11 protein-coding genes, 1 tRNA gene and 2 pseudogenes are annotated in these 10,992 nt (G+C 63.9%); 11 read left to right on the plus strand and 3 right to left on the minus strand.

Translation table 11 applies throughout. From position 1 onward, the window contains the following. From AB5S05_RS14005 to AB5S05_RS14050, 10 genes and pseudogenes are all read left to right on the plus strand, one after another. A pseudogene (locus tag AB5S05_RS14005) lies at positions 1–397 on the plus strand (electron transport complex subunit RsxC); the annotation flags it as partial. A 127-nt stretch (positions 398–524) separates the two neighbouring features. Next, on the plus strand, positions 525–1,556 hold the full coding sequence (gene rsxD / locus AB5S05_RS14010) for an electron transport complex subunit RsxD (protein WP_369288138.1): 1,032 nt from the start codon (positions 525–527) through the stop codon (positions 1,554–1,556). Further along, positions 1,553–2,200, plus strand: a complete 648-nt coding sequence (gene rsxG, locus AB5S05_RS14015; protein ID WP_369288139.1) for an electron transport complex subunit RsxG — start codon at positions 1,553–1,555, stop codon at positions 2,198–2,200. Before rsxD ends, rsxG begins: the two co-directional genes overlap by 4 nt. Continuing rightward, the gene (locus AB5S05_RS14020; protein WP_369288140.1) at positions 2,197–2,904 is read left to right on the plus strand and encodes an electron transport complex subunit E; all 708 of its coding nucleotides are present in this window, start codon (positions 2,197–2,199) and stop codon (positions 2,902–2,904) included. Before rsxG ends, AB5S05_RS14020 begins: the two co-directional genes overlap by 4 nt. Beyond that, complete coding sequence (nth, locus tag AB5S05_RS14025) at positions 2,901–3,539, plus strand: endonuclease III (protein ID WP_369288141.1); 639 nt, start codon at positions 2,901–2,903, stop codon at positions 3,537–3,539. Before AB5S05_RS14020 ends, nth begins: the two co-directional genes overlap by 4 nt. Before the next feature lie 113 nt (positions 3,540–3,652). Beyond that, a complete protein-coding gene (locus AB5S05_RS14030; protein WP_369288142.1) occupies positions 3,653–3,832 on the plus strand; it encodes a PA3496 family putative envelope integrity protein in 180 nt (59 codons plus the stop codon). Between the two features lie 217 nt (positions 3,833–4,049). Beyond that, positions 4,050–4,126, plus strand: a tRNA-Met gene (locus AB5S05_RS14035). A 132-nt stretch (positions 4,127–4,258) separates the two neighbouring features. After that, entirely contained in the window at positions 4,259–4,807 is a 549-nt protein-coding gene (locus AB5S05_RS14040; RefSeq protein ID WP_369288143.1) for a cytochrome b, read from the plus strand. Positions 4,808–5,043: 236 nt separating this feature from the next. Next, on the plus strand, positions 5,044–6,369 hold the full coding sequence (rimO, locus tag AB5S05_RS14045; protein ID WP_369288144.1) for a 30S ribosomal protein S12 methylthiotransferase RimO: 1,326 nt from the start codon (positions 5,044–5,046) through the stop codon (positions 6,367–6,369). Between the two features lie 72 nt (positions 6,370–6,441). Next, positions 6,442–6,807: a DCC1-like thiol-disulfide oxidoreductase family protein gene (locus tag AB5S05_RS14050; RefSeq protein ID WP_369288145.1), complete on the plus strand. Its 366-nt coding sequence runs from the start codon at positions 6,442–6,444 to the stop codon at positions 6,805–6,807. A 21-nt stretch (positions 6,808–6,828) separates the two neighbouring features. Here the strand turns inward: AB5S05_RS14050 and AB5S05_RS14055 are convergent, their stop codons facing one another. Together AB5S05_RS14055 and AB5S05_RS14060 are read right to left on the minus strand one after the other, a co-directional pair. Beyond that, on the minus strand, positions 6,829–9,042 hold the full coding sequence (locus AB5S05_RS14055) for a glycosyltransferase (RefSeq protein ID WP_369288146.1): 2,214 nt from the start codon (positions 9,040–9,042) through the stop codon (positions 6,829–6,831). A 181-nt stretch (positions 9,043–9,223) separates the two neighbouring features. Then, on the minus strand, positions 9,224–10,189 hold the full coding sequence (locus tag AB5S05_RS14060; RefSeq protein ID WP_369288147.1) for an integron integrase: 966 nt from the start codon (positions 10,187–10,189) through the stop codon (positions 9,224–9,226). Between the two features lie 156 nt (positions 10,190–10,345). Between AB5S05_RS14060 and AB5S05_RS14065 the strand changes: the two genes are divergently transcribed. Then, positions 10,346–10,582 carry a hypothetical protein gene (locus tag AB5S05_RS14065; RefSeq protein WP_369288148.1) on the plus strand — a complete coding sequence of 79 codons (237 nt, stop codon included), beginning with the start codon at positions 10,346–10,348 and terminating at the stop codon, positions 10,580–10,582. 292 nt (positions 10,583–10,874) lie between these two features. On the opposite strand, the pseudogene AB5S05_RS14070 reads toward AB5S05_RS14065, so the two are convergent. Next, positions 10,875–10,992 (minus strand): annotated as a pseudogene (locus AB5S05_RS14070) (IS110 family transposase); the annotation flags it as partial.

The following is a 10,992-nucleotide window of genomic DNA, read 5'->3' on the forward strand; positions in this document are numbered from 1 at the left end:
GGAGGCCCCGGCTACTTCCGCGCCCAAGGCGGCAGATGATGGCGCCCTGAAGCAGGCCAAGATCGAACTGGCGATGAAGCGTGCCGAATTGAAGAAGGCCGAGAAAGCGGCCGCTGGCGAAACGGACCTGGAGCCTCTGAGGGCCGCCGTCGCCAGCGCCGAGCAGGCCCTGCACGCGGCCGAGGCGGCCAGCCAGAAGCCGGCGCCGGAACTGGTGCGAAGCGACAAGCGCCCAGTCGATGACGCCACCCGCGCGCTGAAAACCGAAGTGGCCTTCGCCCGCGCCGACCTGCGCAAGCTGGAGCGCGACGAGCACACCACGGCCGAAGCCCTGGACGCCGCACGCCAGCGCCTGAGCGAGGCGGAACGCCGCTTGCAGGAACACACAGAGAGTTGATTCGTCATGCGTGGCTCGCAGGCAGCTGCCGCCAGGTGGCAGTAGATTGCATGCGGGCCACGCCACTAAACATCACAGCCTGGGGTGCCAGCCACGCACCCTGCAGCCGTATCCGACCGGAGCGCCAATGGCCCTGCCCCGCATCACTTCGCCCCATGCCAAGGGCAACAACCGTACCCAGCAGGTGATGCTGCAGGTGCTGCTGGCCACCCTTCCAGGCGTGCTCGCCCTGACCTGGCAGTTCGGCCCTGGCACCCTGATCAACCTGGTCTGGGCCAGCGCCTGCGCCCTGGGATTCGAAGCCGCGATCCTGGCCCTGCGCCAGCGCCCCGTGGGCTTCTTTCTCAAGGACTACAGCGCCCTGGTCACGGCGGTGCTGCTGGCCCTGGCCCTGCCGCCCTACTCGCCCTGGTGGCTGACCCTGGTCGCCTGTGGCTTCGCCATCGTCTTCGGCAAGCAGCTCTATGGCGGGCTAGGACAGAACCCCTTCAACCCGGCGATGATCGGCTACGTGGTGGTGCTGGTGTCCTTCCCGCTGGCCATGACCAGCTGGCCGGCGCCGCACACGGTGGGTCTGCTCGACGGCCTGCAACACATCTTCGGCCTCGCCGCCTTGCCTGACGGCTGGACCCAGGCCACCGCCCTGGACGCGCTGAAGACCAACAAGAGCCTGACCATCGATGAGCTTTGGGCGCAGCATCCGGCCTTCGGCCATTTTGGTGGCGTGGGCGCGGAGGCGATCAACCTGGCCTTCCTCGCCGGCGGCCTGTACCTGCTGTACAGGCGTCTGTTCAGCTGGCATGCGCCGGCCGGCATGCTCGTCAGCCTGACGCTGATGAGCCTGCTGTTCTGGAACGGCTCGGGCTCCGACTCGCACGGCTCGCCGTTGTTCCATCTGCTCAGCGGCGCCACCATGCTCGGCGCCTTCTTCATCGTCACCGACCCGGTGTCCGGCGCCACCAGCAACCTCGGTCGACTGATCTTCGGCGTCGGCGTCGGCGTGCTGGTGTACGTGATCCGCGCCTGGGGCGGCTATCCGGACGGCGTCGCCTTCGCCGTGCTGCTGATGAACCTGGCGGCTCCGACCATCGACTACTACACCCGCCCGCGCACCTACGGCCACCGCAAGCCGACCCGCGGCTTCAGGATGGGGGAATGAACGTGGCCCTGCCCGAGATCAGCCGTTCGATGCTGAAAAACAGCCTGGTGCTCGGCCTCTTCGCCGTGGCCACGGTCGGCGTCGTGTCCCTGGTGCAGCTTGGCACCGCCAAGCAGATCGCCAGGGCGGAGCGCGCCGCCCAGGTACGCACCCTGGCGGAAATCCTGCCGCCGGGCAGCTACGACAACCAGCTCTTGGACAACCGCATTTCGGTCAACGACCCGCTGCTGCTGGGCAGCAAGCGCACCCAATCGGCCTACCTCGCGCTGAAGGACGGCCGGCCCAGCGCGCTGATCCTGCCGGCGACCGCGCCGGATGGCTATGGCGGGGTCATCCACCTGCTGGTCGGCATCCGCGCCGATGGTCAGCTGGCCGGTGTCCGCGCCCTCAGCCACAAGGAGACCCCCGGCCTGGGCGACAAGATAGAGCTGGCCAAGAGCCCGTGGATTCACAGCTTCGAGGGCAAGTCCCTGGACAACCCCGGTGAAGAGGGCTGGGCGGTGAAGAAGGACCATGGCCAGTTCGATCAGTTCGCCGGTGCTACCATCACCCCGCGGGCCGTGGTCAAGGCAGTGCACAAGGCCCTGCAGTATTTCGACGCGCACAAGAACCAGCTGCTCGGCTCGGCGGAGAAGCAACCATGACCAGTTACCGCGAGATCACCCTCAACGGCCTGTGGAAGAACAACCCGGGCCTGGTGCAGCTGCTCGGCCTCTGCCCGCTGCTCGGGGTCAGCAACTCGACGGTCAACGCCCTGGGCCTGGCCCTGGCCAGCGCCGTGGTGCTGATCTGCTCCAACACCGCCGTGTCCCTGGTGCGCGGCGTGGTCAATACCGCGGTGCGCCTGCCCGCCTTCGTCATGATCATCGCCGCGCTGACCACCTGCATCGAGCTGCTGATGCAGGCCTTCACCTATGAGCTCTACCAGATCCTCGGCATCTTCATCCCGTTGATCACCACCAACTGCGTGATCCTCGGCCGCGCCGACGCCTTCGCCGCCAAGCACGACCCGGCGCGCTCGGCCTACGACGGCCTGATGATGGGCCTGGGCTTCGGCGCCGTGCTGGTGGTCCTCGGCGCCCTGCGCGAGCTGTTCGGCACCGGCGCGCTGCTGGCCAACATGCACCTGCTGTTCGGCCCCCTGGCGGCCAACTGGCAGCTGACCGTGATTCCCGAATACCAGGGTTTCCTCCTGGCCATCCTGCCTCCGGGTGCCTTCATCGTCCTGGGCCTGTTGATCGCCGGCAAGAACCGCATCGATGAGAGCCTGGTCGCACGGGCCAAGGCCAGGCAACCGCAAGCCCCAGCGCCAAGCCGCCGGGTCAGGGTCACCGGAGTCATCGAGTGAACGCGGCGAAGCGCTACGAGATCTTCCGGCGCCTGCATGAAGACAACCCCGAGCCCAAGACCGAACTGGCCTACGCCACGCCCTTCGAGCTGCTGATCGCCGTGATCCTCTCGGCCCAGGCCACCGACGTGAGCGTGAACAAGGCCACCGCCAAGCTGTTCCCGGTGGCCAATACGCCGCAGGCCATTTATGACCTGGGTGTCGAAGGACTGTCGGGGTACATCAAGACCATCGGGCTGTTCAACAGCAAGGCGAAGAATGTCATCGAGACCTGCCGCCTGTTGATCGAGCGACATGGCGGCCAGGTACCCGAGACTCGCGAAGCCCTCGAGGCGCTCCCCGGGGTCGGCCGCAAGACCGCCAACGTGGTGCTCAATACGGCCTTCCGCCAGCACGCCATGGCCGTGGACACGCATATCTTCCGCGTCAGCAACCGCACCGGCATCGCCCCGGGCAAGACCGTGCTGGAAGTGGAAAAGAAGCTGATGAAGTGCGTGCCCAAGGAGTTTCTGCTCGATGCCCACCACTGGCTGATCCTCCATGGCCGCTACGTCTGCCAGGCGCGCAAGCCGCGCTGTGGCAGCTGCCGCATCGAAGACCTGTGCGAATACAAGCACAAGACCTCAGACGATTGAGCGTTCATTCAGATCCGCTATCAGACGATTGAAAAAATCTTTTTTACCCGCTCTGGTTTTGCCGCTATAAGGTCGGCAAAAGGCGCCCCGTAGCCTAGCTGGAGTGAAAGCCCATGAGCACTGCCAAAGAAGACCTCGAGCTCGACGACGATTTCGTTGCAGACGACGCAGACGACACTGAAGCCCCCGCCGAAGTGGCCAAGACCAACTTGACCAAGCGGCGCATCATCGACAACTTCCTCGAAGAGCGGCGACTGCACAAGCAGCTGGCCGAATACGACTTCGACCTCTAGGCCCAGTCCAGATGAATCAGCCCCGCGATGCGGGGCTTTTTTCTGGCGACTGAGATTTCCGAGAAGGCCTTGCTCCCATCCCGAAGACCGCCATTCGGCGTCGTACTCTCGCCCTGCAGCCCCGCTTAGCGACCGCGCGGCGGCCCAGGCGATTTAAGCAATTTATTAAATACAACAAATCAATTGACAAGAACCCGCAGCCATATAGAATGGCGGCCGCGGGATGGAGCAGTCTGGTAGCTCGTCGGGCTCATAACCCGAAGGTCGTAGGTTCAAATCCTGCTCCCGCAACCAGATATCCAAAGAAGGCCACTCAATCGAGTGGCCTTTTTTGTTTTCGCCGGGCGGAGCTCTGCTCAGCATCGCTTAAGGTTTGCCGCTTAAGCTGGGCGCGTTTTCAAGCAACCGCGCCGGAGCCGAGCCATCATGACCTGGAAGAACACCGAGACCCGTTACGGCAAGCTGTCGATCGGCCTGCACTGGCTGATGCTGCTGCTGATCGCCGCGGTCTACTTCACCATGGAATATCGCGGCCTGTTCCCCAAGGGCAGCGATGGCCGCGCCCTGATGAAGCAGCTGCACTTCTTGCTCGGCCTGTCGATCCTGGCCCTGGTCTGGCTGCGTATCCTGGCCCGGCTTATCGCACCGACGCCCAGGATCCTGCCCACCCCGCACGCGCTGCAGGCCAGGCTCGCCAAGCTGATGTACCTGGCGCTCTACCTGCTGATGATCTGCACACCCCTGCTGGGCTGGTTGATACTCAGCGCCGAAGACAAGCCCATCCCGTTCTTCGGCCTGGAGTTGCCGGCATTGCTGGCGAAAGATCATGCCCTGGCCAAGCAGTTCGAACACTGGCATGTGCGGATCGCCGAGGCCGGCTACTGGCTGATCGGCCTGCATGCCGCCGCCGGCCTGTTCCACCACCATGTGCGGCGCGACAACGCCCTGCGGATCATGCTGCCCGGCCGCGAGTGACTCGCGGCCCAGGTTCCCGTCAGCAGAGGGCTCGCGGCGACCGCGGAGCCTTCCACCACAGCCGCTATGACGGCGGCTTAGGGCTTGCCCCCCTCGCACACCGCCCCACCGGGCTACGGTTTCACGCCATCCAACGATCGAGAACACTGGCCAAGCCCGCGAGCTACGGCTAAGATTGCGCACTTTTTGATCAGGGCGCTCACTGCGCCCGTTCGCCCAAGCCCGAGGTCCGCCGCATGTCCACCCCCGCCACGCCGAAAGTCGGTTTCGTCAGCCTCGGTTGCCCGAAGGCCCTGGTCGACTCCGAACGTATCCTGACCCAGTTGCGCATGGAAGGTTACGAGGTCGTGCCGACCTATGAAGATGCCGACGTGGTGGTGGTCAATACCTGCGGCTTTATCGACAGCGCGAAAGCAGAGTCTTTGGAGGTCATTGGCGAAGCCATCGCCGAGAACGGCAAGGTCATTGTCACCGGCTGCATGGGCGTGGAAGAAGGCGCGATTCGCGACGTCCACCCCTCGGTGCTGTCGGTGACCGGCCCGCAGCAGTACGAGCAGGTGCTCAATGCCGTGCACGAGGTGGTGCCGCCGTCAAAAGAGCACAATCCGCTGATCGACCTGGTGCCGCCCCAGGGCGTCAAGCTGACCCCGCGCCATTACGCCTACCTGAAGATTTCCGAAGGCTGTAACCACAGCTGCAGCTTCTGCATCATTCCCTCGATGCGCGGCAAGCTGGTCAGCCGCCCGGTCGGCGAAGTACTCAGCGAAGCCGAACGCCTGGTCAAGGCCGGGGTCAAGGAGCTGCTGGTGATCAGTCAGGACACCAGCGCCTACGGCGTCGACATGAAGTACAAGACCGACTTCTGGAACGGCCAGCCGGTGAAGACCCGCATGACCGAGCTGTGCGAGGCGCTCTCCTCCATGGGCGTGTGGGTACGCCTGCACTATGTCTACCCCTATCCGCACGTCGACGAGCTGATCCCGCTGATGGCCGCCGGCAAGCTGCTGCCCTACCTGGACATCCCTTTCCAGCATGCCAGCCCCAAGGTACTCAAGGCGATGAAACGCCCGGCCTTCGAGGACAAGACCCTGGCTCGGATCAAGGCCTGGCGCGAGCAGTGCCCGGAGCTGACCATCCGCTCGACCTTCATCGTCGGCTTCCCCGGCGAGACCGAAGAAGACTTCCAGTACCTGCTCGATTGGCTGACCGAGGCCCAGCTCGACCGCGTCGGCTGCTTCCAGTATTCGCCGGTGGACGGCGCGCCGGCCAACGATCTGGATCTCACGCCGGTGCCGGACGAGGTCAAGCAGGAGCGCTGGGACCGTTTCATGGCGCACCAGCAGGCCATCAGCGCCGCGCGCCTGCAGCTCAAGGTCGGCAAGGAAATGGACGTGCTGATCGATGAGGTCGACGACCAGGGCGCCGTGGCCCGCTGCTATGCCGACGCGCCGGAGATCGACGGCAGCGTGTTCATCCCCAGCACCGCGGTCAGCCCCGGCGACAAGGTGCGGGTGCGCATCGTCGATGCCGACGAGTACGACATGTGGGCCGAGCTGCTCTGACGCCCGGCGCGCCCCTTGGCCCTGAGGGGCGCCACGGTCTTCTAGACTGGCAGTAGGTCCCCGGATCGGGTCATGCCCATGGCCGACAAGCTCAAGGTCTACTACGACGGTGCCTGCCCGCGTTGCGTGGCCGATCGCCGCCGCTACGAGAAGCTCAGCGCCCAGGACGACAGCGTCGAGTGGGTGGATATCACCGGCCGCGACGATGAACTACGCCGCCTGGGCATCGATCCCTACTGCGCCCTCACCGAACTGCATGTGCAGGACGGCCAGGGCCGTATCCACCGCGAGCTCGACGCTTACATCCTGCTGATGTCACGCACCACGCTGCTGCGCCCGCTGGCCTGGCTGCTCGGCCTGCCCGGCCTCAAGCCACTGCTGTCCTGGTGCTACCGCCGCTGGGTGCTGCGCCGGCTGCGCCGCGAAGGCCGGCTCTAGACCCTTCGCGCCGCCGAGGGGTCACTCGGCCCGGTAGGCGGCCATCAGCGTGGCGTAGATTTCCTTCACGCCTTCGGCGAACTGCTCGATCGAATGCTCCCTGGCCATGCTCAAGGCATGCTCGGCCAGCTCGCGCCGCAAGGCGTCGTCGACCAGCAACTGGGCGACCCGTGCGCCCCACTGCTCGCTGTCCTGTGGCGTCTTGAAACCGTTGTAACCCTGGCGGATCACATCATCGATGCCACTGGAGCGCACCGCCACCACCGGCAGCCCCGCCGCCATCGCCTCGAGAATGACCATGCCCTGGGTTTCGGTCTTGGAGGCGAAGACGAACAGATCGCCCAGCCGGTAGTAGGCCGGCATCCGCTCGGGCGGCACCGCGCCCAGCAGGCGGAACTGCTGGCCGAGCCGCAACTCGTCGATGCGCCGCTGCAGGCGCTCGCGCTGATGACCTTCGCCGATCAGCAGCAGGCGAAAAGGCTGGTCGGTCTGCCGGCGCAGGCCGTCGATCGCCTCGATCAGAAAGTCGATGTTCTTCTCGTTGGATAGCCGCGACACGCTGATGAGCACCTTTTCCCCGCGGAGGCCCAGTGCCTGGCGCAGCGCGTCCACCTGCTCGCTGGTGACCGCCTGAAAGCGCTCGCATTCGACCCCCGTGGGCTGGATGAACAGCGGCGTCTTCACCCCGATCATGCGCAGGTACTCCTCGGCGGAGTAGGTCGGCACTATCACCCCGTCGCACTTGTTGGCGAAGCGCTTGATCAGGGCATGGGAGATCAGGTTGCGAAACAGCATGCCCGGCAACGGCACGAAGTGCGCGTAGTGTTCGAGCCGGGTGTGATAGGTCAGCACCGCCGGCACGTGCAGCCGGTGCGCCAGAAACAGCCCCAGGGAGCCCAGCCAGAAGGGGTGGTGCAGGTGAATCAGGTCGGGGCGAAAATCCCGCACCGCCTGCACGATGCGTCCCTGGAAGATGTTGGCCAGGCGAAACTCCCGTTTCGCCCCCAACGCCAGAAGCGACGGCACCCGCAGCACCTGTTGCTCGCCCTGCGGCTGCTCCTGATAGCTGGGCGCGATCACCAGCACCGCATTGCCCAGGCCCTGCAGCCCCGAGCGCAAGCGCTCGATCGAAACGGGCACCCCGCCAATGAACGGCAGGTAGTTATTGGTGAACATTGCAACCCGTAGCGGCCGCTCGGTCCAGGGCGAGGGGTCGAGGTCGAAATTCGGGTAATAGTCGTGATCGACGAACGCCAGCGTGTACAGCTTGATCGCCGCGATGATCAGCACGCTCACCAGCAGGATGAAATTCAGATAGCCGACGTAGAACAGCGAATAGATGAACAGCCACAGGCTCTCGAGCCGGCGGAACAAGGCCGTCTGCCCCTCCTGCACACGCTGCAGCCGCGTGTCGACGCCTTGGGGCGACACGCCGACCTCGAGAAAATGATGGAACCCTCCCTCCTCGCCGAGCAGCAGGCCGCCGGCGCCGCCGGTGCTGAAAAAACGCGTGGCGCCCAGCCGCTGCTCGCTGAACGGCGGCTGGCCGGCGGCGAATACCGCGTCCACCGCATGACCCGCGAACAGCGTGAGCAACGCCTGGCGAAACGCCGGCGGCTGCAGCAACTTCCCCGAGTCGGGCGCGAGCTTGCCGGACGCCCCCGCTAGCAACGGCTTGCCGCTGAAGACGAAGACACGCCGGGCATCGGCCCGCCCAAGCAGATCGCGCAACCACAGCAGCTGCCAGCGCCAGGACGTCTTGCCGGTGCTGTCGAGGAAGATGAAGCGACTGCCCGCGGCGCGAAAGCTGTAGAAATGCGGGCCGAAGTGCTCGTAGAAACGGTAGCTGCCGAAGGCCTCGAATTCATGCTCGCCGAACGTCAGCAGGTAGGGCATCTGCAAGTGGCTGAGCGAGCCATACAGGGCCCGGTACTTGTCCTCACCGCCACCACTGACCGCGTTGCCGGCGGACACCATGAAATCGACGCCGGACGCATTGAGCCTGGGGATGATCCGTCGCTCGAACACACCGATGGAATTGTTGATATCGCCCACCACCGCGAAACTGAAGCTGTCACGCCCCTGCAGTCGCGCCTGGATCGCCTCGATCTGGCCGACGTGCACCGCCTCGAAATCCGCCAGCACCAGGTTCAGATAGGCCTTGTAGCCCAGCAGCAGGCAGACGATCAGCACATTGCAATAGAACAGGGCCTTGAGCGGACGGCGCACTTTCATAGCAGATCTATCCGCGATGAGCCCCGGTGCCTGCCGCACCCGCCGGCCCAGGTAGATGCCAGGTGCGGTGGCCTGCGCAACTCCATCCGCCACCGCCAGAACCCCGGGCGCCTGAAACCGTCAATTACCCGGGTCCGCTAAGCATAGTCAGCCCGCGCAGTCGATCCCGTCCCGCGTGCCCTCAGCGATCCAGCGGACTCAGCACAGCCAGTCCACCGCGGTTGAGCACGTGGGTATAGATCATCGTGGTCTTCACATCGGCGTGACCGAGCAACTCCTGCACCGTGCGGATATCCTGACCGCTTTCCAGCAGATGGGTGGCAAAGCAGTGCCGCAACGTGTGCGGGGTGGCCGGTTTGACCAGCTCGGCCTTCCGTACCGCCTCGCGTACGGCCCGCTGAATTGTCTTTTCGTGCAGGTGATGACGGAATATCCCCTTGGAGCGAGGATCTCGCGAACGCCTGCCGGATGGAAACACGAACTGCCAGCCCCACTCGGCCGCCGCAGTGGGGTATTTTCGAGCCAGCGCAAACGGCAGATTGGCCTGACCGAAGCCGTCCGCTAGGTCTTGCCGATGGATCGCCTCGACGCTCCGCAGGTGCTCCTGTAACGCCACGGCCAGTACTCGCGGCAGCATCGTGACTCGATCCTTCTGCCCCTTGCCATCACGCACTAGAATCTCGCCACGGGCAAAATCCACATCCTTGACCCGCAGGCGCAGCGCCTCCAGTAGACGCAGTCCCGCGCCATAGAGCAAGGTAGCCACCAACCACTGCACACCTTCCAACTTGGCCAATACGCTGGCTACCTCCTCCCTTGTCAGCACCACCGGCAAGTGCGCTGGCTTCTTTGCACGCACCACACCCTCCAGCCAGGGGAGATCAACGTCCAATACCTCTTTGTAGAGAAATAACAATGCCGCCAGCGCCTGGTTCTGCGTCGAACCCGCCACATTGCGATTAACTGCCAAATGCGTCAAAAACGCCTCGACCTCAGGCGCCCCCATCTCAGCCGGATGACGATAGCGATGAAAACGGATATAGCGCTTGACCCATTCGGCATAGACAGCTTCCGTCCGAATGGAATAGTTTCTCAGTCGAATCTGCTGGCGCACCTGCACCAGCAGCTTGGGCTTGGCGTCATCCATGTCGCGTTTCTCCTTGCGCAAGGTCGCGTTTCACGCGACAAATCAAGGTTAGACAAGGACTTAAAAGACGACAAGGAATGTTATACGACACCATGTCGCGCTTGAACGCGACATAGCGTGTCGCCTAATAATAGTTAGGCTTTGTCGGAGGGAACCATGAAAAAAGCTGAAATTCTGCCTATAAGCATTTGCGTTTTATTTGTTCTTACCGGCTGCGACACCAAGCAAAAAGGGAGCACAGGCAATGCGGAAGTAAACGCATGCGTAGCTCGTGGCATTTCATACTTCAAGGAAGTTGGCTCTTATCCAACGCTCAAAAGCGCCCCAAACGCTGGACGCAGCGCTGAGGAAGTAGCTCTTGAGCGCTGCAATCGAACCTTAACGGCTTTCTAATGTATTCCTGCAGCAGCCTAACAACTGGTATATGGACTCTCCCCACAAGCGGCGAGCAATAGCTTTTCCAGCCCTGTCGTCAGTGCGGTTGCATTCGTATATCCGGCCTGTGTTGGGCGTTGCCGCCCTGGCCACTCTGTAGTTCGCACGACGGGGGCCAAGCGTTCAATCGATCACCAGGATCACTATTGTTATCGGCCTTGCTCCGTCGCAGGACTCGCCTGTTCCGACAGTCTCGCGTCTCACCACAACCACCCGGAAACCTTCATTCCCTCCTTATTACCCCCCGCCGTCAGGCGGGCCTGACGCTCTGCCAGTCGCCACTGAAACGTCGCTCGTGACACCACACCGCCCAGCAGATCCGTACCAGCTTGTTGGCCAGGGCCACCGCCGCCTTGTTGTGGCCGATG

The organism is Pseudomonas zhanjiangensis, from assembly GCF_041027545.1.
Lineage (GTDB): Bacteria > Pseudomonadota > Gammaproteobacteria > Pseudomonadales > Pseudomonadaceae > Aquipseudomonas > Aquipseudomonas zhanjiangensis.

What these genes read in the sequence shown, in the direction of transcription:
- AB5S05_RS14040 (WP_369288143.1), top strand. Translation starts at nt 4,259, where the DNA reads ATGACCTGGAAGAACACCGAGACCCGTTACGGCAAGCTGTCGATCGGC.
- AB5S05_RS14050 (WP_369288145.1), top strand. Translation starts at nt 6,442, where the DNA reads ATGCCCATGGCCGACAAGCTCAAGGTCTACTACGACGGTGCCTGCCCG.
- AB5S05_RS14060 (WP_369288147.1), bottom strand. Translation starts at nt 10,189, where the DNA reads ATGGATGACGCCAAGCCCAAGCTGCTGGTGCAGGTGCGCCAGCAGATT.
- rsxG (WP_369288139.1), top strand. Translation starts at nt 1,553, where the DNA reads ATGAACGTGGCCCTGCCCGAGATCAGCCGTTCGATGCTGAAAAACAGC.
- rsxD (WP_369288138.1), top strand. Translation starts at nt 525, where the DNA reads ATGGCCCTGCCCCGCATCACTTCGCCCCATGCCAAGGGCAACAACCGT.
- AB5S05_RS14055 (WP_369288146.1), bottom strand. Translation starts at nt 9,042, where the DNA reads ATGAAAGTGCGCCGTCCGCTCAAGGCCCTGTTCTATTGCAATGTGCTG.
- AB5S05_RS14020 (WP_369288140.1), top strand. Translation starts at nt 2,197, where the DNA reads ATGACCAGTTACCGCGAGATCACCCTCAACGGCCTGTGGAAGAACAAC.
- rimO (WP_369288144.1), top strand. Translation starts at nt 5,044, where the DNA reads ATGTCCACCCCCGCCACGCCGAAAGTCGGTTTCGTCAGCCTCGGTTGC.
- AB5S05_RS14030 (WP_369288142.1), top strand. Translation starts at nt 3,653, where the DNA reads ATGAGCACTGCCAAAGAAGACCTCGAGCTCGACGACGATTTCGTTGCA.
- AB5S05_RS14065 (WP_369288148.1), top strand. Translation starts at nt 10,346, where the DNA reads ATGAAAAAAGCTGAAATTCTGCCTATAAGCATTTGCGTTTTATTTGTT.